Source organism: Streptomyces sp. NPDC058576 (assembly GCF_042718715.1).
Lineage (GTDB): Bacteria > Actinomycetota > Actinomycetes > Streptomycetales > Streptomycetaceae > Streptomyces.
The window spans coordinates 1-20,832 of record NZ_JBHXPF010000072.1; the positions used below are offsets into that span (position 1 = coordinate 1).

A 20,832-nucleotide genomic window follows, 5' to 3' on the forward strand; every position below is an offset into this window, starting at 1 on the left:
GGAAGATCCCGGCCGGACCGGCCCCTTCGTGTGCCGGGCGGGAGACCGGCTACAGGCGTACGAGGCGCTCCGTCAGATCGCGGTAGTGCTGGAGGGCGATCCGCAGATCCTCCGTCTCCGCCCCGGAGACCGGGCCGCCCTCGTCCTTCCCGGCCCGCAGGAGCCGCCCGCGTTCCGCCAGGGCGGCTCCGAGGTCCGCGACGACCTCCTCGAACGTGGCGTCGGCGTCCCGGACCGCCCGGTGCGGGTCCTCCACGAACCCGGTCACCGCCTGCTGGATCCGTACGGTGAAGGCCTCCTGTTCCGCGGGGGCGAACAGCGGCTTCCCCAGGGGCGGGCCGTCCTCGGCCGGGCCGCGTGCGGCGGCCGGGCCGGCTTCGGGCGTCTTACGGCCGGGGGAGGTACGGGGCTCCGCGGCCGCGTCGGGGGCCGTGGGGCCGGGAAGGGTCCCGGGGGCCTCCTCCGCGGGCTGTCCGACCGCGGCCCCCGACGTCTCCGCGGGCTGCCCGACGGGCGTCCCCGGTGCCGTCGCGGGCTGCCCGACCGGCTCCGTCTCCTTGCCCGTGACCGTCCTGGTGGCCGGGTCGTGTGTGCCCGGGCGCCTGACGGGCGTACCCGTGTCTATGGGACCGGCGCCCTTCGGAAGCCCGGTGCCGCCGGGCGGGTTCGTCCTGTCGTTCGGTGTGCGCGTCATGATGTACCGCGTCCCTTCACCAGATTCCGGTTGCCGTGCTCACGCCCCGACGGGCCGTCCGCGAGGAGGGCGTCGAAGAGCTTGCGACCCTCGATGAGGGCCTCGCGCCTCTCCTCGGTGCCTGCGTCCCCGTGGCGCGAGGTGTGCACCCGGCGATAGCCGTCGACGTGCGCGGCGTGATGGACGGAGAGCGCGTCCGTGCGGTCCTCGAAGTTCTCGCCGTCCGGGAAGCCGCGTTCGCGCGACAGATCGGCCAGCAGCGCGTCGGCCTCGGCGAGCGCCCGCTCCGGCGACTCGACGAACAGTTCCTGCGCGCTCGCCCAACGGGCGGCATAACGCGCGCGTGCCTCCTCGGTCAGCGGGCGCTCGTCGAGGTGGCCGTGCCGCTTCACCCGATCGCCGAGTTCCCGCTCGGCCGCCTCGGTGTCGCCGCCGTGCCGGGCGACCACCCGGTCGTACTCCGGTCCGAAGCGGCTGCGCAGACCCCGGCCTCCGGCGAGACGTCCGCGCAGCAGGAAGAACGCTGCGATGGCCGCCACGGCGACCACGGCGATGATGATGATCGCTGTCGTCACGGCTACCGCCCCCCACGTTCATCGGCCGGTCCGTAGCTCTGCTGTCGCACAGTGGTCAACCCCTCTCGGTCCGGGCCCGGCGTCAATCGCCGGACGGCGCGCAGAACTTCGTGTACCCCCGGATCCCCGTTCAAGGCAGCCGTCCGTCACGGAAGGCTCCGCGCGACGTCCTGTGTAGGGTGAAAGAGCCGGATCGACGGCAGGTCGGAGGGACACGCGATGACGGAGCGCAAACCACCGGGAGTCAGCTTCGAGTCCTGGGTCGACCGGCAGATCAACGAGGCGGCGGAGCGCGGTGACTTCTCCCGGCTCCCCGGCTTCGGCAAACCGATCGCCGGTCTGGAGAACCCGTACGACGAAGCCTGGTGGATCAAGCAGAAGATGCAGCGGGAGGGCGTGTCGATGCTGCCGCCCGCACTGGCCCTGCGCAAAGAGGCGGAAGACGTACCCGCCGCGGTGGCCGCGGCCCGCACCGAGGCCGAGGTGCGGCGCATCCTGACCGAGGTGAACGAGAAGATCGAGCGGGCGATCCGCATGCCTCCCGAGGGCCCGCCGCTGCAGCTGAAGCCCTTCGACGTCGAGGGAACCGTCCGCGACTGGCGCGAGGACCGCCGCCCGGCCTGAAACCCGCCGCCACGGTGCCCCATACTCGCCGTATGGGACCGGGCAGGGCAGGACGACGAGGCGCGCGCGCCCCACGGCGTGCCGACGTGACGGTCCGCCGGGCCGAGGCGGGCGACGCCGCCCGGCTGACCCGGCTGGTCCGTACATCACGCGCCTACGAGGGCCCGTACGCCCCGATGGTCGAGGGCTACCGGATCGGACCCGACTACATCGGGGCGCACCGGGTCTTCGTCGCGGCGGACGCCGTCACGGGCCAGGTGCTCGGCTTCTACGCGCTGCTCCTCGACCCGCCCGAACTGGACCTGATGTTCGTCGCCGACTCCGCCCAGGGGCTCGGCATCGGCCGGCTGCTCGCCGCGCATCTGCGTGAGGAGGCCCGGAGCGCCGGGCTCACGGGCGTCCGGATCGTCTCCCATCCGCCCGCCGAGGGCTTCTACCGGAGCATCGGCGCCGAACCCGTCGGCACGGTCCGGGCCGACCCGCCGGCGGTGATGTGGGACCGGCCCGAACTCGTGCTCCGCATCGGCTGAGCCGGGCCCCGGCTCAGGCCAGGACGTTCCCGGCGCCGGTCAGCCGCCGTACGGGCGAGTGATCAGCTCCAGCCAATGCCCACCCGGATCGGGGAAATACACGCCCCGTCCGCCGTCGTTGTGGTTGATCTCGCCCGGCAGCTTGCGCTGGGGATCGGCGAAGAACTCGATTCCCCGCGCCTGGATCTTCGCGAACGCGGCGTCGAACTCCGCCTCCGAAACGAGGAAGGCGTAGTGCTGCGAGGTGATCGAAGCGGCAGGAATCGTCGCGAAATCCAGCGTGACGCTGTTCGCGAGAGAGACCGGAATGAACGGTCCCCACTCCTCGCCGACCGTCAGGCCCAGCAGATCCGCGAAGAATTCGGCGGACTCGCGGTTGTCCTCGCAGTGGACGATGGTGTGGTTCAACTCGACTGACACGGTGGAATGCCTCCAACGGGCATCTCACGGGTTACCTCCACGCCTCACCCGGCCGGTGACCGACGCGCGATGCCCTGCGGCGATCTTAGACCCGCGGTACGTCCCGGTCGAGCGGGACGGCGCGGCCCGGATTCCGCAGGGTTGGCCCCGTCCCGCCGGGGCATCTGTAGTCCCGGATCGAACGGGTGTGTCAGTGCTCCCGGTCGCAACGAGATGAGGAGAGCATCGATGTCGGAGACCCATGACAGAGGCCGCGAGGAGACCCAGGAGGAGCGGGCGGACCGGCAGTGGTCCGAACTGCTCCAGGAACTGCGCGTCGCGCAGACCGGGGTACAGATCCTCTTCGGCTTCCTGCTCGCGGTGGTCTTCCAGTCACGGTTCGAGGACCTGGCGCACGTCGACCGGAACATCTACGTAGTGACCGTGATGCTGGGCGCCGCGACCGCCGCGACGCTCATCGGCCCCGTCTCGTACCACCGGCTCCTCACCGGCCGCCGGATGAAGCCCCAGACGGTGATCTGGGCCTCGCGGATGACCGTTCTCGGCCTGGTGCTCCTCTTCTGCACGATGTGCTCGACCCTGCTGCTGATCATGCGCGTGGCGCTGCACAACCAGGTCGCCCTCTGGCTGGTCGGCGCCATGGCCCTGTGGTTCCTGGCCTGCTGGTTCGGCTTCCCGCTGTGGGCCATCGCCAAGGGACGCTCCGGCCCGCGCGAGAGCGACACGCCCTAGGGGCCGGTGGGGCAGAGGGGCCGCGGCGCCGCTCAGGCAGGGCTGCGCAGATCGGTCACGGCGAACAGGGCGCCGTCCGGATCCCGCAGCGTGACTTCGGTGCCCCCGAAGCCGGTGCGCTCCTCGACGAGGGCGCCGCCGTACCGTCCGGCCGCGGAGACCGTCGCCGCGAGGTCGGTCACCGGGAACTGGACCTGCCAGTGCGGGCGCACCATGGGGTCGACCGCGGCCTCCACGGCCCCGGAGCTGATCCGGGCCAGCGGATGCCCGTCGCACCGCACGATGACCTCCTCGCCCTCGTAGGCGACATCGCAGCAACCCGGCCGCCCGCTCGCCCAGTCGAGTACCTCGCCGTAGAAGATCGCCGCGTCGAAGGCGTTCCGGGTCCGCAGCCGCAGCCAGGCGTGCGCGTGATCGGCCGGGGCCGGCGGCGAGGTGGAGGGCTCCGTGCGCTCCCAGAGGCCGAAGGACGCCCCGTCCCGGTCCGAGGCCAGCACCCCGCGCCCCTTGCCGAGCGTCAGCGGCCCCACCGCCACGGTCCCGCTGCGCTCGCGGATCCGGGCGGCGGCCACGTTCGCGTCCTCCACCGCGAAGTACGGCGTCCAGGCCACCGCGACCTGGAACGCCGACGAGACGGCGAACACGCCGGCCACCGGGATCTCACCGCGGTAGGCCACCGAGAAGTCCGCCCCGAGCCGCCCGGGGCGGAACGACCAGCCGAGGACCTGGGCGTAGAACCGTTCGGAGGTCTCCAGGTCCCGCGTCATGAGGGTGACCCAGCACGGTGCGGCCGGCCCCGTCAGGGGCGCTGCCGAGGAGGCCGTACGGGGATCGCTTCCGGTCATGGTCCACTGCCTTCGTCGGGGAGCGGCGTCCTGCCCGGCCGCTGCGGTCCAGCAACCAGCCTTGACCGGCCCGCCCGGTCCCGCAACGCGGGCCCGGGGTCACAGCCCGGCGCGCGGCGGAGCGTTCGTGATGTCGAGGAAGACCTGGTCGGCCTGCGGCCACCGGACGGCCATCGCCTCCCTGATGCGCATCGAGACCTCCTCGATCCGCTCGCTGTCGATGCCGGGAGCGAGGTCGATCCGGGCGGCCACCAGGACCGAGTCCATGCCGAGGCGCATCGTGAGGAGCTCGGCGACGTTGTCGATCTCGCTCTGGCGCATCAGGAAGCCCACCAGATCGCGTCGCAGCTCCGGATCGACGGCCTCGCCGATCAGCTGGTCGCGGGCGTCCCGTCCGAGCCGGAAGGCCACGTAGACGAGCAGCAGCCCGATCCCCAGCGAGGCCGCGGCCTCCCACACCACACTTCCGGTGGCGAGACGCAGGGACATGCCCGCCATCGCCAGGGTCACACCGAGCACCGCCGTGCTGTCCTCCGCGATGACGGTGCGCAGCGCCGGGTCCAGGGCCCCGCGCTTCTCGCCGCGCGCCTGATGCAGGGCCCGGGTGAGGGAGGTGGCCTCCGCGACGAAGGCGACGCCGAGGACGATCAGTCCCGCGGTGTAGCCCTCGGGGGACTCGTCATGATCGTCCCGGCGGAGGGCGGAGAGGCCCTGGTAGAACGAGAAACAACCGCCCATGACGAAGATCCCGACCGCGGCGATCAGCGCCCAGAAGAAGCGCTCCTTGCCGTATCCGAACGGATGGCGGGCGTCGGCGGGGCGGCGGCTGCGCCGCAGCGCGGCGAGGAGGAAGACCTCGTTCAGGCTGTCGGCGACCGAGTGGGCGGCCTCCGAGAACAGGGCGGGGGAGCCGGAGGCCAGTCCGCCCACGGTCTTGGCCGCGGCGATCACGAGATTGGCCGCGAGCGCGATCAGGACCGTGAGACGGGTACGTCGGTCGGCCGCCGAGCCGGCCATCACAACCTCCTGAACAGAGGGGGCCGGCGCGACGCCCCCCGGGGGACGGGCGGGTCAGCGGCGAGGCTGTTCCTCGTCGGGCGGCATCGGGTGGTTGCCGTGGTCCTTCAGCTCGTACGGCGACAGGGCGTGGCCGTCCTCGGGGAACCGGTCGGACGCGTGGGGGTCGTGCTGGTCGATGTGGGTGCGCCCTTCCGGCTTCCTGGGCTGCTCGTGGGGCTGGGGCGGCGGCGGCTCGGCGTCGTGCTTGCGTTTGCTGAGGATGAAGCCGCCGATGAGCAGGGCGACGAGGGCCAGCGCCACGATCGGCAGCATGATCCCGAGGGCCCCCGTGCCGTCCGCGAGCGGGACCTCGGCGGGCGCCTCGACCGCATTGACTGTATTCAGAACATCCATGTCATCGGCATACCCCGGGAGAAGGGCATCAGTCAGCTATTCACAGCAATTCATGTTTTATGGGTATCTCAGGGGAAACGCGTTTCAGGGCCAGGAGTCAGGACACCCCTCCTGCCCGGCCTCAGCCGCTCCAGACCTCTGCCGGGCGCATTCCCGTGTCGCCGTCGGCCGGATACCGGGTCAGCCTGGAGTGGGTCCCCGAGGCCGGCACCCCAGCGGAAGGAACCACGGTGAACAGCACCCCCGAGCAGAGCGGCGAGGATCACCCGGCGGGCCGGGAGGTGGTGGTCTCGCTCAGCCGCTGCGACACCGAGGACGCCCGGACCGTGTTCGACGTGCTCGCCACCGCCTTCGCCTCCGACCACCCGATGGGCGAGACCCCCGAGCAGGCCTCCGGCCCCCGTCCGACCGTGTGGGTCACCACCGTCGACGTGACCGAACCGAGGGCCGACGCCACCCCCGCCCGCCTCACCGCTCCGGTCACGGTGGACGCCCAGGGCGGCTACTGGGCCGTCGACCGGCTGCGTACCCATCTCACCGGGGCCTTCGCGGTGAGCGTTGTCGGCACGGCCGCCGGGGACCAGGAGCAGGAGGTCCGGCTGCGGCTGCAGAGCCGCTGACGGCCCGGCCGTCACACGCCGGTCCGGAACGGAACGACGCGGGTCCGTGACCGCCGGATCCCGAACACGACCGGGGTGACCGCCCCGCGGCGAAGCGAAAGGCGCGCGCATGGACTCCCTCGCTCTCGGAGCGGACCTCGAACCGGAACCGGTCGTCGACGAACACTCCACCGTGACCCTGTTCGTCAACGGCGAGGAGACGACGCTGACCGTCGACCACCGCGCCACGGTCCTGGAGACGCTTCGGGAAAGCTTCGGCCTCACCGGGGCCAAGAAGGGCTGCGACCACGGCCAGTGCGGGGCCTGCACGGTCCTCGTCGACGGACGGCGGGTCAACAGCTGCCTGCTGCTCGCCGTCGCCCAGGACGGCGCGACGATCACCACCGTGGAAGGACTCGCCGAAGGCGAGAGCCTGCACCCGCTCCAGCGGGCGTTCGTCGAGCGGGACGCCCTGCAGTGCGGCTTCTGCACCCCGGGCCAGATCTGCTCGGCCGTGGGCATGCTCCAGGAGGCCGGCGACGGCCACCCCTCGCACGTCACCGGGCCGGAGGCAGCCGCCACCGGACCGGTCGCCCTCGAGGCCGACGAGATCCGGGAACGTATGAGCGGCAATCTCTGCCGGTGCGGGGCCTACCCCCGGATCGTCGAAGCCATCGAGGACGTGATCGAGTGAAACCCTTCGGCTATGTGCGCCCCGCCACCACCGACGAGGCCGTCCAGCTCTGCGCGGCCGGCCCCGGCGCCCGCTTCCTGGGCGGCGGCACCAACCTCGTGGACCTGATGAAGCTCGGCGTGGAGACGCCCCGGGTCCTCGTCGACGTCTCCGGACTCCCCCTGGACCGGGTGACCCGGACGGCCGAAGGCGGCTTGAGCGTCGGCGCCACCGTGCGCAACAGCGACCTCGCCGCCCACCCCGACGTGACCCGGGACTACCCGGCGCTGTCCCAGGCGTTGCTGGCCGGGGCCTCCGGACAGCTCCGCAACTCCGCCACCACCGGCGGCAATCTGCTCCAGCGCACCCGGTGCCGCTACTTCCAGGATGTCTCCAAGCCGTGCAACAAGCGGCTCCCCGGTTCCGGCTGTCCCGCGCTCGAAGGGACCAACCGGGACCTCGCGATCCTCGGGCACTCACCGGAGTGCGTGGCCACCAACCCGTCCGACATGGCCGTGGCCCTCGCCGCGCTGGACGCGACCGTGGTGCTCGTCGGGCCGGAGGGCGAACGGGCCGTGCCCCTCACCGAATTCCACCGGCTGCCGGGGGAGAACCCCGACCAGGACACCGTGATCCGGCCCGGCGAGCTGATCACCGAGGTGGTGCTCCCGCCGCCGACGCCCGGGGCGGCCTCCCGCTACCGCAAGGCCCGCGACCGCGCCAGTTTCGCCTTCGCGCTGGTCTCCGTCGCCGCCACGCTCCGGGTGGACGCCGGGCGCGTGGAGCACGCCACGCTCGCGTTCGGCGGCGTCGCCCACCGGCCGTGGCGGGCCCGCCGGGCCGAGGCCGAACTCCGCGGCGCACCCGCCACGCCCGCCGCCTTCCAGCACGCCCTGATCGCCGAACTGGCCGAGGCGCGGCCGCTGCGCGACAACGCGTTCAAGGTGGACCTCGCCCACCGGCTCGCCCTCGACGTACTAGGCGAACTCACCGAGCGACAGCCGACCCGGGCCGGTTGAGCGACCGGGACCGGCCAACCGCCGTGACTGGCCAACCGCCGTGACCGGCCAACCGCCGGGATCGGGCACCCGCCGTGACCGGCCACCCGCCGTGACCGGCGAGCCGGCCCGGACCGACCGATCCCGTCCGAACCGAATGAACCAATGAACCGTCCCAACCGACTGCCGTTCGGACCGACTGAACCCACCGGGGACGCCCGACCGCCGACCCCCGCCCCCGCCCGTTCCTCCCGCGCCCGCCCCCCCGATCCCCGAGGACCCCCGCCATGACCACGCAAGCCCCGCAGTTCCCCGGTGCGCCCGTCGTCCGCAGAGAGGCCCGGGACAAGGTCACCGGCACCGCCCGCTACGCGGCCGACCGCACCCCCGCCGGCTGCCTGTACGCGTGGACCGTCCCGGCGACCGTCGCGGCCGGACGCGTCACCGCCGTACGGGCCGTCGACGCCCTCGCCGTTCCCGGCGTCCACTCCGTCCTCACCCACGACAACGCGCCCCGGCTCCTGGAGCCCGACGACCCGATCCTGGCCGTGCTCCAGGACGACCGCGTCCCGCACCACGGCTGGCCGATCGCCCTCGTGATCGCGGAGTCCCTGGAGGCCGCCAGGACCGGAGCCGGGGAGCTGCATGTCGAGTACGAACGCGCTGCGCACGACGTGACCCTCACCGAGGACCACCCCGGCCTCTACACGCCCGAGGAGGCCAACGGCGGCTTCCCCGCCGTCCGGGTGCGCGGCGACGTGGAACGCGCCCTCGCCGCCTCGCGCGTCCAGATCGACGCCACGTACCGGATGGACGCACTGCACAACCACCCCATGGAGCCGCACGCCGCCACCGCCGTGTGGTCCGACGGACATCTCACCGTCCATGACTCCAGCCAGGGCTCCACCAAGGTCCGCGAGAGCCTGGCCCAGGCGCTCGGCCTGGACCCGGACCGGATCACCGTGGTCTCCGAACACGTCGGCGGCGGCTTCGGCTCCAAGGGCACCACCCGCCCCCAGGGGCTCTTGGCCGCGATGGCCGCCCGGCACACCGGCCGCCCGGTGAAGCTGGTCTTCCCCCGGGCCCAGCTGGCGGAGGTCGTGGGGCACCGGGCCCCCACGATCCAGCGGGTCCGGCTCGGCGCGGACCTCGACGGCGTGCTCACCGCCGTCAGCCAGGAGGTCGTCACCCAGACCTCCACCGTGAAGGAGTTCGTCGAGCAGGCCGCCGTGCCCGCCCGCGTCATGTACGCCTCGCCGAACAGCCGCACCGGGCACCGGGTGGTCGCCCTCGACGTCCCCAGCCCCTCCTGGATGCGCGCCCCGGGGGAGGCCTCGGGGATGTACGCCCTGGAGTCCGCCATGGACGAACTCGCCTCCGCTCTCGGCCTGGACCCCGTGGAGCTGCGGCTGCGCAACGAACCGGAGACCGAGCCGGACAGCGGCCTCCCCTTCAGCAGCCGTGGCCTGGCCGCCTGCCTGCGCGACGGCGCGGCACGGTTCGGCTGGCACGACCGCGACCCCCGCCCCGCCGCCCGCCAGGAGGGCCGCTGGCTCATCGGTACGGGCGTGGCCTCCGCGACGTACCCCGTCCTCGTCGCCCGGTCCACCGCGAGCGCCCACGCCGCGCCGGACGGCTCCCTGCGCGTCCAGGTCAACGCCACCGACATCGGCACCGGGGCCCGCACCGTGCTGGCCCAGATCGCCGCCGACGCGCTCGGCGTCGACCCCGGGGCCGTACACGTCGACATCGGCTCCACCGACCTGCCCACCGCCCCGCTGGCCGGCGGCTCCTCCGGCACCGCCTCCTGGGGCTGGTCGGTGCACAAGGCCGCCGCCGATCTCGCCGCCCGCCTCGCCGAGCACTCCGGCCCGCTCCCCGCCGCCGGGATCACCGCCACCGCCGACACCGAGCAGGAGACCGGCGAGCAGTCCCCGTACGCCCGCCACGCCTTCGGCGCCCACTTCGCCGAGACGGCCGTCGACGCCGTCACCGGCGAGGTGCGCGTACGCCGCCTCCTCGGCGTGTACGCCGCCGGGCGGATCCTCAACGCGCGTACCGCCCGCTCCCAGTTCACCGGCGGCATGGTGATGGGCATCGGCATGGCCCTCACCGAGGGCTGCGGCATCGACCCGGTCCACGGCGACTTCACCGCCAAGGACCTCGCGGCCTACCACGTGCCCGTCTGCGCCGACACCGCCGACATCCAGGCCCACTGGATCGAGGAGGACGACCGCCACCTCAACCCCATGGGCAGCAAGGGCATCGGCGAGATCGGGATCGTCGGCACCGCCGCCGCCATCGGCAACGCGGTCCGCCACGCCACCGGCGCCCGGCTGCGCGAACTGCCCCTCACCCCGGACACCCTGCTGCCCTATCTGCTGTGACCGGCATACCGCCCCCACCAGCACGGACGGCCCAGCTGTTGCGCGTCCGGCGTACCGGCCTCACTCTGATGAGTGACCCAGAAGTGATCAGTGCTCACGCTTCGTGTTCGGGGGTCGTTCGTACGACGGGGTGAAGTACGACGGGGTGAAGCACGTGGGCCTCGTGGTGAGGAGCCTCGACGATGACCGTTCCACTCGACCGGCACTACTCGGTCGAACTGCAGGTGTCGGCAGAGCGCGTTTCCCAGGTGCGGCGGATCGTCGCCGCACACCTTCGTCACTGGAGTCTCGACCTGCACGTCCGGCCGGTGTGCCGGGCCCTGGACGAACTCCTGACCAACGTCCACCGGCATGTCGGCGGCGGCAACACCTGCGTCCTCGAACTCCGCTGGACCGGACGGCACGTGACGGTGTCCGTCGCGGACAACAGTGCCCGGATGCCCCGCCTGCTGCCGGTCGGCGGCGGGCTGAGCCGGGTCATGGCCCTGAGCGACAGCTGGGGCACCTGCCGGACCACGGACGGCAAAGTGGTCTGGTTCACCCGCTACGCCGAGGCGCCGCAGCTCGCGGGACTGCTCCCGCACGCTCCGCTGCCCGGCGTCCGCACCGCCCGCCGCACCCCCCTCGCGGCGCTCGTGTAACCGCCCGGAGGGGCGGCCCGTGACCCCGGCCGACGCGGAACGTGCCCTCCGGCACGCATGATCCGCGTCGGCCGGGTACGTGCCGGGGGAGAGGGCCGCGTTGCGCGGACCGGTGCGGCGCGGCACGGTCGAAGTACCGATGCAAGGAGGCCACTGCCATGCCCATCGCGACGGTCAACCCCGCGAACGGCGAACTGATCAGGTCCTTCGACGCCCTGGGCGAGGACGAGACCGAACGCAGGATCGCCGCCGCCGCGGAGACCTTCCGCCAGTACCGCACGACGCCCTTCGAACAGCGGGCGGCCTGGCTGAACCGGGCCGCCGACCTCCTCGACGAGGACCGGGACACCATCGCCCGCACGATGACCGTCGAGATGGGGAAGCCGATCACGGCGGCCCGCGCGGAGGCGGCCAAGTGCGCGAAGGCGATGCGCTGGTACGCCGGCCGTGCCGAGGGCCTGCTCGCCGACGAACACCCCGACCCCGCCGACGTGAAGGACTCCGGCGCCTCCCGCGCGCTGGTCCGCTACCGTCCGCTCGGCGTGGTCCTCGCCGTGATGCCGTGGAACTTCCCGCTCTGGCAGGTGGTGCGCTTCGCCGCCCCCGCGCTGATGGCGGGCAACGTCGGGCTCCTCAAGCACGCCTCGAACGTCCCGCAGACCGCCCTCTACCTGGAGGACCTCTTCCACCGGGCGGGATTCCCGGCGGGCTGCTTCCGTACGCTGCTGATCGGCTCGGGCGCCGTCGAGGCCGTCCTGCGCGACCCGCGCGTCGTCGCCGCCACGCTCACCGGCAGCGAACCGGCCGGCCGCTCCGTCGCCGCCACCGCCGGCGACGAGGTCAAGAAGACCGTTCTGGAACTCGGCGGCAGCGACCCCTATCTCGTGCTGCCCTCGGCGGACGTGGAGAAGGCCGCAGCCACCGCGGTCACCGCACGCGTCCAGAACAACGGCCAGTCCTGCATCGCCGCCAAGCGCTTCATCGTCCACGCCGACGTGTACGACGCGTTCGCCGAGCGCTTCATCGCGGGCATGCGTGCCCTGACCGTCGGCGACCCGCTGGAGGACGCCACCGACATCGGCCCCCTCTCCACCGAACAGGGCCGCACCGACCTGGAGGAACTCGTCGACGACGCCGTCGAACGAGGGGCCGAGGCGCTGTGCGGCGGACGCCGCCCCGACAAGCTCGGCGGCGGCCTGGAGAACGGCTGGTTCTACGAGCCCACCGTGCTCGCCGGCATCACCACCGCCATGCGCGTCCACCGCGAGGAGACCTTCGGCCCGGTCGCCACCCTCTACCGCGTCGCCGACCTCGACGAGGCCATCCACCTGGCCAACGACACCCCCTTCGGCCTGAGTTCCAACGTCTGGACCCGCGACCCGGGCGAACAGGAACGCTGCGCCCGCGACCTGGAGGCCGGCGGGGTCTTCTTCAACGGGATGACCGCCTCGCACCCGGCCCTGCCCTTCGGCGGGATCAAGCGCTCCGGTTACGGCCGTGAGCTGGCCGGACACGGAATCCGCGAGTTCTGCAACGCCACCACGCTCTGGTACGGACCCGAGGCCTCCTGACTCCCGCCACCACTCGCGCGCCGGGCCCCGTACGGCCCGGCGGGGCGATGCGCGATCATGGGCGGCGACCTGCCGGGCCGGAGAGAGGCTGCCATGAAGCTGCGCTGCGCCGTGATCGAGGACTTCCAGTCCGTGGCCACCACCGTCGTCGACTGGTCACCCGTCACCGACGACGTCGAGGTCGTGACGTTCACCGATCACCTCGCCACCGCGGACGAAACGGCCGCCGCCCTCGCCGACTTCGACATCGTGGTCACCCTGCGCGAGCGGGTGCCCTTCCCGGCGGAGCTGTTCGCCCGGCTGCCCCGGCTGCGGCTCCTGGTCGCCTCCGGCATGCGCAACTCCGCCATCGACTTCGACGCGGCGCAGCGTCACGGCGTCGTCGTCTGCGGCACCGCCAGCTCCTCCACCCCGCCCGTCGAGCTCACCTGGGCGCTGCTGCTGGGACTCGCGCGCGGGATCGTCCCGGAGGCCGGGGCCCTGCGCACGGGCGGGCCCTGGCAGTCCACCCTCGGGGCCGATCTGCACGGGCGGACGCTCGGTCTGCTGGGGCTCGGGAAGATCGGCGGCCGGGTGGCCCGGGTGGGCCTGGCCTTCGGCATGGACGTGGTGGCCTGGAGCCAGAACCTCACGAAGGAACGCGCCGACGAGGTCGGGGCGAGGCTTGCCCCCTCCATGGCCGGGCTGCTGGCCGCGAGCGACTTCGTCTCCGTCCACCTTGCGCTCGGCGAGCGGACCCGGGGGCTGATCGGCACGGCCGAACTCGCCCGGATGCGCCCGACCGCGTACCTCGTCAACACCTCCCGGGCGGCCATCGTCGACACGGACGCCCTGCTCGCCGCCCTGCGCGACGGGGTGATCGCCGGGGCCGCGACCGACGTGTTCGACGTCGAGCCGCTCCCGGCCGACGACCCGGTGCGCACCGCCCCGCGCCTGCTGGCCACCCCGCACCTGGGGTACGTGTCGCGCGCCAACTACGAGACGTACTACGGCCAGGCCGTGGAGAACATCAGGGCGTTCCTCGACGGTCAGCCGCTCCGCCGCCTGGGCTGACGGCGGAGCGGCCCTGTGCGGGTCCGGTCTCCTGCGGGGGCCGGCCTCGTGCGGGAACGCGGTCAGTAGCGCAGTGCCGCCGCCACCCCGCCGTGGTCCGTCAGCGACTCGTCCTCGACGAAGACCACGTCGGCGCCGCTGTCCAGCGCGGCTTCGACCAGTTCGTCGACGATGTCCTCGCGGACCGTGCCGTCCGCACTCTGCGCGGTCCCCTCGGGTACCGGCTCAAGGTGCTCGTCGGTCACCCGCACGGTCGCCTGGAAGTGCTCCTCCACCGCGACCAGACCGGCCCGGCCCTCCCGGACGGCGGCCCACACCTCGTCGAGCCCGCCGGCGAAGGAGTGGGCGCTGCGGGCGTTGTCGAGCCGGGTGTCGACCTCCGCCACCGCCTGGTGCGCGCCTTCCTCCAGGGCGGGCCGCAACTCCTTGAGGACCTCGGCGGGCGGCAGGTCGGCCGGCGCCCCCTTGGTGACCCGGCCGGTCGCGGACCGGGAGCTCTCGCCGACCTCGTCCAGCAGGGCGAGAGCCGGGGCCAGGCCCAGCAGGTACAGCGGACGCGGATCGTCGGCGAGCACCGTGCGCAGCTTCTCGTCGACGTCACGGAAGAAGTTCCGGGTCTCCTCGTCGGAGAAGGTGCTCGGGGTGTCCCCGATCCGCTCCTCGCGCTGCGGGTTCGGCGGCTCCTTCGGCGCGGCCAGCGGGAAGCCGCCGGTCTTCTCCGGCCGGATGCCGTCGCCGGTCCCGATCCACAGGGTGGCGTGGTCGGCGGCGATCGTCAGCACCCGGAACGGCCGCGTCTGGGCCTTGGCCGCGACGAGGTTGCGGGTGAGGAAGGTGTCGCTGAGCACCACCCGTTCGGGTGCGGTACGCGGAAGTTGCCAGATCCAGTACTGGTCGGTGGTGACCAGGAGCACCAGGGAGTCCAGCGCCCCGCGCGGGTCCACCTCGCCCGCCGCCCGCTCCAGCTGCGCCCGGAGAGCGGCCTCGACCTCACGGCTGACCTGCGGGTCGGCTTCGAGACGGTGCCCGGCCTCGGCCACCAGGTTCCGCAGCCGGACCGGGTCCTGGGCGTTGTCCGGGGCCTTGCGGTGGGTCGGCATCGTCAGGGACAGGGCCGGGTAGGGCCGGGTCGCCCGCAGCTCCCGCAACAGGTCGGCGGTCAGGGCGTCCGTATCCATCGTTCCCTCCCGGGACTCGAACCCGCTCCCGTATGAAGCGGATGCTTCGACGAGTCAATTCATACCGTTTGATCCTAATATGAGCGAGTTGTTGCTCTGGAGTGCGGGAGGGTGCGCGATGTCCACGCTCACGGTGTGGAAGTTCCGGACGGCCGAAGGCGCGGAGAGCGTCGAGGAGGCGCTGAAATCCCTTCAGAAGGAAGGGCTGATCAAGATCCTCGACGCGGCCGTGGTGAGCTGGCCCGCCGACCGGGCCAAGCCGCGCACGAAACAGCTCCTCAACCTCGTCGGCGCCGGGGCCCTCAGCGGCACGTTCTGGGGCATGCTCTTCGGGCTGATCTTCCTCATGCCGCTGCTGGGCGCGGCCGTCGGGGCGGCCGCCGGAGCGCTCGGGGGGAAGCTCGCGGACGTCGGCATCGACGACGACTTCATCGCCGAGGTCAAGGAGAAGGTGACACCCGGAACCTCGGCGCTGTTCCTGCTGACCATGAACGAAGTGCCCGAGCGGATCGGCGCTCAGCTGCCCGGCGACGGCGCCGAACTCCTCCACAGCAATCTCGACACCGAGCGCGAGGCGAAACTCCGCGACATCTTCGGCGACGACACGGCGTGACCCACGCGCATCCCCTCTCCCCACCCGGATCCCCCCTCTTGGATTGGACGGACCGTCCGTGAAAGCGAACCTCCCCGCTTGCCGGGCCCGCGCCACGCGCGTCCTGGCCCCCGTCGCGATCGCGGCCCTGCTGCTCGCCTCCACGGCGGCCTGCGACTCCGACACCACCAGCGAAGGCACCGACCAGGGTGTCCACACCCTCACGCCCGAGCCGGAGGAATCGCCGGCCGAGTCCGCGAGCCCGCGCACCCAGGAGAGCTTCGCGGCCTCGGTCTCCGCCGAGTCCGAACGCGTACGGCAGGAGGCGCAAAGACGTCTCGACGAGCTGGAGGGCCGGGGCAACGCCGTCGCCGACGTCTCGGTCAACGGACTGCCGCTCACCGCGTCCGAAGAGGTCCGCAGCGCCCTCGTCCGGGTCACCAACCCCACGGACGAGGCCGCGTTCTACGCCGTCAAGGTGGAGTTCCTCGACGCCGAGGACAGGGTGCTGGACACCGTCGTCGTCGGCGTCGAGGACGCGCCGCCGGACCGCACGGTCGAGGTCCAGGCCAACAGCCGCAAGGCCGCCGGTGTGAAGACCTTCCCGCGGGTCGCCCAGGCCGAGCGCGGCTGAGGGGGCGTGCCATGAGCGCCGCCGACGCGGTGACCGACTCGCTCCAGAACCTGCGCGCACAGTTCGTCTCCGTACGGGAGGGGAAGCCGGCCGACTACATCCCCCAGCTGGCCCTCGCCGACCCGGACGCCTTCGGTCTCGCGCTGGTCAGCATGGACGGGCACCGCTACAGCGCGGGCGAGGCCGAGATCCCCTTCACCCTTCAGTCCGTCTCCAAACCGTTCATCTACGCCCTCGCGCTGTCGCTGCTCGGCCTCGACGAGGTGAGCCGGTGGGTGGGCGCCGAGCCGAGCGGCGAGGCGTTCAATGCCATCAGCCTCGAACCCGACACCGGCCGCCCCGCCAACGCCATGGTCAACGCCGGGGCGATCGTCACCACCGCCCTGATCCCCGACGCCCCCGGCGAGCCCGCCTTCGACCGGATCCTGCGCTGCCTCGGCCGCTTCGCCGGGCGTGAACTGGACGTGGACGAGGAGGTGTTCACCTCCGAGTCGACGACCGGGGACCGCAACCGGGCGCTGGCCTATCTGATCCGCTCCACCGGCACCCTGCCCGTCGACCCGGTCCTCGCGGTCGACCGCTACTTCCGCCAGTGCGCGATCCGGGTCACCGCCCTCGACCTCGCCACGATGGCCGCGACGCTCGCCTACGGCGGCGTGAACCCCGTCACCGGCGAACAGGTCGTCTCCGCCGAGGTCGCCGCACAGGTTCTCGCCGTCATGGCGACCTGCGGCATGTACGACGGCTCCGGCGACTGGCTGCTGCGCGTCGGGCTGCCCGCCAAGAGCGGGGTGTCCGGCGGTCTCATCGCGGTGGGTCCGGCCCGCTTCGGGGTCGCCACCTACAGCCCGCCGCTCGACGCCACCGGCGGTTCGGTACGCGGCCACGCCGCGCTCGAGACGATGTCGCGGCGCTACGGGCTCCACCTCATGCTCAACCCCGCGCTGCCGGGCTCCACCGTCACCCTCGTCACGACCGCGGACGATCTGCCGTCGGCGCCCTCCGTCGCGGACGAACGGGTCCTCCACGAACAGGTCGGCGTCGTCGTCGCCCAGGGGTCCATCGACTTCACGGCCGCCGAACGCGTGCTGTACGCCCTGGACGAGTCGGGGCCGGACGGCGGCTCCGTCGTGCTCGACCTGCACGACGTCACGGCCGTCGACTCCGTGGGCCTGGCCATGCTGCACACCGGCCTCGCGCGTCTCGTCTCCGACGGGCGGCGCGCGGCGGTCGTCGACCCCCGTGATCTGCTGGGTTCGTCCGACCTCCTGCGGGAGAGGACGGGCCAGGACCTGCCGCGCTACGCCACCCGCGAGGGCGCCGTCGAAGGCTGCGCGAAGGCCCTGGCCGGGGAAGGCTGAGCCCAGGCCGCCGCGTGGGCCGGGGCTGCCGGACGGGCCGGGGCTACCAGATGGCCCCGACCCACTCGGGGTGGTCGATGAACGGGTTCCGGTTGTGCTGGAACTGCTCGAATATGACGTCGTTGCGGCGCTTCTCGAAGGTGTCCGGCGGGTCCTCCTGGCTCCACTGCTTCAGGACGGACAGCTTGCCCATCTTCGGCGCGGACCCGTTGTCCACCTGGTCGTTGGGTTCGAGGTCGGCGAAGGAGTCGTTGCCCTCGTACCGCACGGCCATGTAGAGGATCATGCGGGCGACGTCGCCCTTGACCTCGTCGCGCGGCTCGAAGGAGTCGCCGTCGGTGAAGTTGCCGGGCGCGTCGCCCAGTTCGCTTCCGCCGTTGTCGAAGTCCTTGTTGCCCCGCGTGGAGTTGACCTGGACGTCCTCGGGCCGCAGATGGTGGACGTCGGTGCCCGGACCCGTCGCCGTACCGAAGTCGCCGTGCGACTTGGCCCAGACGTGCTCCCGGTTCCACTGGCCCGAGCCCCCGCCGTTGTCGTTCTTCGACTGGGAGCGCCCGGTGTACAGCAGGACGACGTTGGAGGAGTTGGCGGGATCCTCGTCGGTGGCCTTGAGGGCGTCCCACACCTGGTCGTAGGAGAGCTTGGTCTGGTCGCTGATGATCGTGTGCAGGGCGGTTTTCAGCTCGGCGCCGGTCTTGCCGAGCGCGTCCTGGTAGTACGTGTCATCCAGGGCGGCGGCGGTGGCGGTGTACCGGCCGGGCGAGGGGTCCGCGGGGGCGGCGGCCGCGGTGCCGGCGAGCACGGTGGCGGTCGCGACCACGGCCAACAGTGGACGCGCGTAGAACGAGTGACGACGGGACATGTGGGGTGTCCTCTCCGGAACGCGGGCGTCGCGACGGGGACCCTGGGTGGGGGTGCTCGCGCGGCGGCCGTGCGGTAGGTGGTCAGCCGGGAGCCTTCCACACGCACCGCGCCCCACGTGTGAACACTCTGTACCTATCATGTGCAGGTCAAGAATGAGGCTGTCGGGGCCCGCAGCGGACACGTCCGCCCCCGGGGGTTCGAAGCCCCCGGGGGCGGACGGGGGGTCGCGCCCGGTGCTACCCGGCCGCCCAGTCGCGCAGGGCCCGGGCCGAATCGAAGTCGGCCACGTTCTTGTCGAGCGGATCGTCGGTGTACTGGTGGATGCGCCAGTCGGCCTCGATGCGGGGCTTGCCGGCGGAGACGTAGTCGGCGATCCACAGCCCGTCGCCCGCGTAGCCGGTGGTGTCGTGGTTCAGCCAGAAGGAGCGGTTGCAGTACAGCAGCACCCGGTGACCGGGCCTCTCCCGCTTCACCGCGCGGATGAAACGGTCCTTGTCCGCGTTGCTCGCCCGCGTCCCGCCGCCGGTCTGTTCCCAGTCGACCGCGAGCAGATCGCCCGCCTTCTCGGGGGTCTCGCTCAGGAAGTGGTCGACCTGGTCCGCCACGTTCCCCGGCCAGAGGAAGTGGTAGAAGCCGACGACGCACTCGGCGTCCCTGGCCCGCTTCACCTGTGCGTCCAGACGCGGATTGACATAGGTGCGGCCTTCGGTGGACTTGATGAGGACGAAGTCGAGACCGTCCGTGTCGTAGGAGGGCTGATAGGCGCTGACGTCGACGCCGTGGAGCATGGGCACCGCCTCGGAGAATGGGGCAGGGACCTCCCTCTCCTGCCCACTCCCCGGGCCCGCCAAGGGCGGATTCACCCTCCCGGGTAGCAGGCCGCGCGTTCCTCGGATGCGGCCGGGTCCGTGGGGGGTGAGAATTGCCGCAAGGACGAGGAGGCGGCATGAGCGAAGAGTCCGAATCCGTATCCGAGGCCATGTCCGGGCCGGGGGGCATCACCCCCGACCGGCTGCTGCACACGGGCGCGAGCGACCGCCCGAGCGCGGAGGACCTGGTGCTCGCCTCCGGGCGGGACCTCACGCCGGAGACCCTGGAATGGGCCCGGCGCAAGCTGGCCGCCGAAGGGCGGTCGGCCATCGACAAGCAACTGCCCTGACGGCCCCACGGGGCCGGCAGGAGCGCCCGGCGGGCCGGTGCGCGGAGCCGGGCGCCGAGGTGCACGCGGCCGAGGGGCCGGGGAGCGTGTGGGGCGCCCCCGGCTCCCTCGGCTAGCCTGAGTGCCATATGAACCGTTTGACGACCTCACAGGGCGCTTTCGAGCTGGCCCGCTTCCCCGAGCACCCGCGCGATCCCTTCCGGGCGTGGGACGCCGCCGACGAATACCTGCTCCGGCAGCTGACCGACCCCGAGGCGGGCCCGGTCGACCTCGCGGGGACGGTCGCCGTCGTGGGGGACCGGTGGGGAGCGCTCGCCACCGCGCTGGCCGCACACCGGCCCGTCCAGATCAGCGACTCCTACCTGGCCCGGCGCGCCACCCTCGCCAACCTCGCGCGCAACGGCCTGGACGCCGACGCCGTCACTCTGCTGTCCTCCCGCGACACCCCGCCGGACCGGATCGACGTTCTGATCGTCCGGGTGCCCAAGTCTCTGGCGTTCCTGGAGGACCAGCTCCACCGGATCGCCCCCGCCGTCCACGCCGGCACCGTGGTCATCGGCACCGGCATGGTCAAGGAGATCCACACCTCCACGCTCAAGCTCTTCGAGCGGATCATCGGCCCCACCCGCACCTCCCTGGCGGTGCGCAAGGCACGGCTCATCTTCTCCACCCCGGACCCCGCGCTGCCGCGTACGCCGAGCCCGTGGCCGTACCGCTACGAGCTGCCCGCCGACGTGGGCCCCGTCTCGGGCCTGACCGCCGTCAACCACGCCGGGATCTTCTGCGCCGAGCGCCTCGACATCGGCACCCGCTTCTTCCTGAAGCACCTGCCCACCCGCGGCGGGGCGGTCCGGGTCGTCGACCTGGGCTGCGGCAACGGCGTCCTCGGGCTCTCCGCCGCCCTCGCCAACCCCGAGGCGCACCTCACCTTCGTCGACGAGTCGTACGGGGCGGTCGCCTCCGCCGAGGAGACCTTCCGGGCCGGAGCGCCGGACGGCGCGAAGGCCGACTTCCTGGTCGGCGACGGGCTCGGCGACCTCGATCCGGGCAGCGTCGACCTGGTGCTGAACAACCCGCCCTTCCACTCGCACCTCGCCACCACCGACGCGACCGCCCGCACGATGTTCGCCGGCGCGCGGACCGCCCTGCGCCAGGGCGGTGAGCTGTGGGTCGTGGGCAACCGGCACCTCTCGTACCACACCCACCTGCGCCGGATCTTCGGGAACTGCACCACGGTCGCGGGCGACGCGAAGTTCGTGGTCCTGCGCGCCGTCAAGCGCTGACCGCGA

24 protein-coding genes are annotated in these 20,832 nt (G+C 72.5%); 15 read left to right on the top strand and 9 right to left on the bottom strand.

The genetic code is table 11. The annotated features are described in order from the left end of the window. Window positions 1-49: 49 nt before the first annotated feature. A complete protein-coding gene (locus ACFWRV_RS31975) occupies window positions 50-694 on the bottom strand; it encodes a hypothetical protein (RefSeq protein ID WP_384339411.1) in 645 nt (214 codons plus the stop codon). After that, window positions 691-1,269 carry a hypothetical protein gene (locus ACFWRV_RS31980; RefSeq protein ID WP_384339412.1) on the bottom strand — a complete coding sequence of 193 codons (579 nt, stop codon included), beginning with the start codon at window positions 1,267-1,269 and terminating at the stop codon, window positions 691-693. The genes ACFWRV_RS31975 and ACFWRV_RS31980 overlap by 4 nt, the downstream gene beginning before the upstream one ends. A 219-nt stretch (window positions 1,270-1,488) precedes the next feature. On the opposite strand from ACFWRV_RS31980, the gene ACFWRV_RS31985 reads away from it, so the two are divergent. Then, complete coding sequence (locus ACFWRV_RS31985) at window positions 1,489-1,893, top strand: DUF1992 domain-containing protein (RefSeq protein WP_384339413.1); 405 nt, start codon at window positions 1,489-1,491, stop codon at window positions 1,891-1,893. A gap of 32 nt (window positions 1,894-1,925) precedes the next feature. Then, complete coding sequence (locus tag ACFWRV_RS31990; protein WP_384339414.1) at window positions 1,926-2,423, top strand: GNAT family N-acetyltransferase; 498 nt, start codon at window positions 1,926-1,928, stop codon at window positions 2,421-2,423. 39 nt (window positions 2,424-2,462) lie between these two features. Here the strand turns inward: ACFWRV_RS31990 and ACFWRV_RS31995 are convergent, their stop codons facing one another. Continuing rightward, window positions 2,463-2,843 (bottom strand): VOC family protein, encoded by a 381-nt coding sequence (locus ACFWRV_RS31995; protein ID WP_384339415.1) that lies wholly within the window; start codon window positions 2,841-2,843, stop codon window positions 2,463-2,465. Between the two features lie 228 nt (window positions 2,844-3,071). Between ACFWRV_RS31995 and ACFWRV_RS32000 the strand changes: the two genes are divergently transcribed. Next, a complete protein-coding gene (locus tag ACFWRV_RS32000) occupies window positions 3,072-3,575 on the top strand; it encodes a DUF6328 family protein (RefSeq protein ID WP_384339416.1) in 504 nt (167 codons plus the stop codon). Between the two features lie 32 nt (window positions 3,576-3,607). Here ACFWRV_RS32000 and ACFWRV_RS32005 read toward each other — a convergent pair whose 3' ends face one another. From ACFWRV_RS32005 to ACFWRV_RS32015, 3 genes are all read right to left on the bottom strand, one after another. Next, on the bottom strand, window positions 3,608-4,420 hold the full coding sequence (locus tag ACFWRV_RS32005) for a VOC family protein (RefSeq protein WP_384339417.1): 813 nt from the start codon (window positions 4,418-4,420) through the stop codon (window positions 3,608-3,610). Window positions 4,421-4,519: 99 nt separating this feature from the next. Further along, window positions 4,520-5,437: a cation diffusion facilitator family transporter gene (locus tag ACFWRV_RS32010; RefSeq protein WP_384339418.1), complete on the bottom strand. Its 918-nt coding sequence runs from the start codon at window positions 5,435-5,437 to the stop codon at window positions 4,520-4,522. Window positions 5,438-5,491: 54 nt separating this feature from the next. Then, window positions 5,492-5,833, bottom strand: a complete 342-nt coding sequence (locus ACFWRV_RS32015; RefSeq protein WP_384339419.1) for a DUF6479 family protein — start codon at window positions 5,831-5,833, stop codon at window positions 5,492-5,494. A 230-nt stretch (window positions 5,834-6,063) separates the two neighbouring features. Here ACFWRV_RS32015 and ACFWRV_RS32020 point away from each other — a divergent pair, with 230 nt between their 5' ends. The 7 genes from ACFWRV_RS32020 (at window position 6,064) to ACFWRV_RS32050 (ending at window position 13,755) form a co-directional block, all read left to right on the top strand. Then, window positions 6,064-6,453, top strand: a complete 390-nt coding sequence (locus tag ACFWRV_RS32020) for a hypothetical protein (RefSeq protein ID WP_384339420.1) — start codon at window positions 6,064-6,066, stop codon at window positions 6,451-6,453. 109 nt (window positions 6,454-6,562) lie between these two features. Next, window positions 6,563-7,126: a 2Fe-2S iron-sulfur cluster-binding protein gene (locus ACFWRV_RS32025; protein WP_384339421.1), complete on the top strand. Its 564-nt coding sequence runs from the start codon at window positions 6,563-6,565 to the stop codon at window positions 7,124-7,126. Beyond that, a complete protein-coding gene (locus ACFWRV_RS32030; RefSeq protein ID WP_384339422.1) occupies window positions 7,123-8,124 on the top strand; it encodes an FAD binding domain-containing protein in 1,002 nt (333 codons plus the stop codon). The genes ACFWRV_RS32025 and ACFWRV_RS32030 overlap by 4 nt, the downstream gene beginning before the upstream one ends. A 266-nt stretch (window positions 8,125-8,390) precedes the next feature. Continuing rightward, window positions 8,391-10,490: a xanthine dehydrogenase family protein molybdopterin-binding subunit gene (locus ACFWRV_RS32035; RefSeq protein ID WP_384339423.1), complete on the top strand. Its 2,100-nt coding sequence runs from the start codon at window positions 8,391-8,393 to the stop codon at window positions 10,488-10,490. Between the two features lie 182 nt (window positions 10,491-10,672). Continuing rightward, window positions 10,673-11,131 carry an ATP-binding protein gene (locus tag ACFWRV_RS32040; RefSeq protein ID WP_384339424.1) on the top strand — a complete coding sequence of 153 codons (459 nt, stop codon included), beginning with the start codon at window positions 10,673-10,675 and terminating at the stop codon, window positions 11,129-11,131. 158 nt (window positions 11,132-11,289) lie between these two features. After that, on the top strand, window positions 11,290-12,702 hold the full coding sequence (locus tag ACFWRV_RS32045; RefSeq protein ID WP_384339425.1) for an NADP-dependent succinic semialdehyde dehydrogenase: 1,413 nt from the start codon (window positions 11,290-11,292) through the stop codon (window positions 12,700-12,702). Between the two features lie 93 nt (window positions 12,703-12,795). Continuing rightward, a complete protein-coding gene (locus tag ACFWRV_RS32050; protein WP_384339426.1) occupies window positions 12,796-13,755 on the top strand; it encodes a D-2-hydroxyacid dehydrogenase family protein in 960 nt (319 codons plus the stop codon). Window positions 13,756-13,817: 62 nt separating this feature from the next. Here ACFWRV_RS32050 and ACFWRV_RS32055 read toward each other — a convergent pair whose 3' ends face one another. After that, window positions 13,818-14,933 (bottom strand): chemotaxis protein, encoded by a 1,116-nt coding sequence (locus ACFWRV_RS32055; RefSeq protein ID WP_384339427.1) that lies wholly within the window; start codon window positions 14,931-14,933, stop codon window positions 13,818-13,820. Window positions 14,934-15,051: 118 nt separating this feature from the next. Here ACFWRV_RS32055 and ACFWRV_RS32060 point away from each other — a divergent pair, with 118 nt between their 5' ends. From ACFWRV_RS32060 to glsA, 3 genes are read left to right on the top strand one after another with little or no spacing between them, the layout of a single operon-like run. Then, window positions 15,052-15,546 (top strand): DUF1269 domain-containing protein, encoded by a 495-nt coding sequence (locus tag ACFWRV_RS32060; RefSeq protein ID WP_384339428.1) that lies wholly within the window; start codon window positions 15,052-15,054, stop codon window positions 15,544-15,546. A gap of 58 nt (window positions 15,547-15,604) precedes the next feature. Then, window positions 15,605-16,159, top strand: coding sequence for a hypothetical protein (locus tag ACFWRV_RS32065; protein ID WP_384339429.1), 555 nt, complete (start codon window positions 15,605-15,607; stop codon window positions 16,157-16,159). An 11-nt stretch (window positions 16,160-16,170) separates the two neighbouring features. Next, entirely contained in the window at window positions 16,171-17,520 is a 1,350-nt protein-coding gene (glsA, locus tag ACFWRV_RS32070; RefSeq protein ID WP_384339430.1) for a glutaminase A, read from the top strand. Between the two features lie 43 nt (window positions 17,521-17,563). Here the strand turns inward: glsA and ACFWRV_RS32075 are convergent, their stop codons facing one another. Both ACFWRV_RS32075 and ACFWRV_RS32080 read right to left on the bottom strand, forming a co-directional pair. Then, the gene (locus tag ACFWRV_RS32075; RefSeq protein ID WP_384339431.1) at window positions 17,564-18,382 is read right to left on the bottom strand and encodes an endonuclease I family protein; all 819 of its coding nucleotides are present in this window, start codon (window positions 18,380-18,382) and stop codon (window positions 17,564-17,566) included. Between the two features lie 238 nt (window positions 18,383-18,620). Beyond that, complete coding sequence (locus ACFWRV_RS32080) at window positions 18,621-19,172, bottom strand: GH25 family lysozyme (protein WP_384339432.1); 552 nt, start codon at window positions 19,170-19,172, stop codon at window positions 18,621-18,623. A 158-nt stretch (window positions 19,173-19,330) separates the two neighbouring features. On the opposite strand from ACFWRV_RS32080, the gene ACFWRV_RS32085 reads away from it, so the two are divergent. Both ACFWRV_RS32085 and ACFWRV_RS32090 read left to right on the top strand, forming a co-directional pair. Beyond that, the gene (locus tag ACFWRV_RS32085) at window positions 19,331-19,543 is read left to right on the top strand and encodes a hypothetical protein (RefSeq protein ID WP_384339433.1); all 213 of its coding nucleotides are present in this window, start codon (window positions 19,331-19,333) and stop codon (window positions 19,541-19,543) included. 128 nt (window positions 19,544-19,671) lie between these two features. After that, complete coding sequence (locus ACFWRV_RS32090; RefSeq protein ID WP_384339434.1) at window positions 19,672-20,826, top strand: methyltransferase; 1,155 nt, start codon at window positions 19,672-19,674, stop codon at window positions 20,824-20,826. Window positions 20,827-20,832 lie beyond the last annotated feature (6 nt).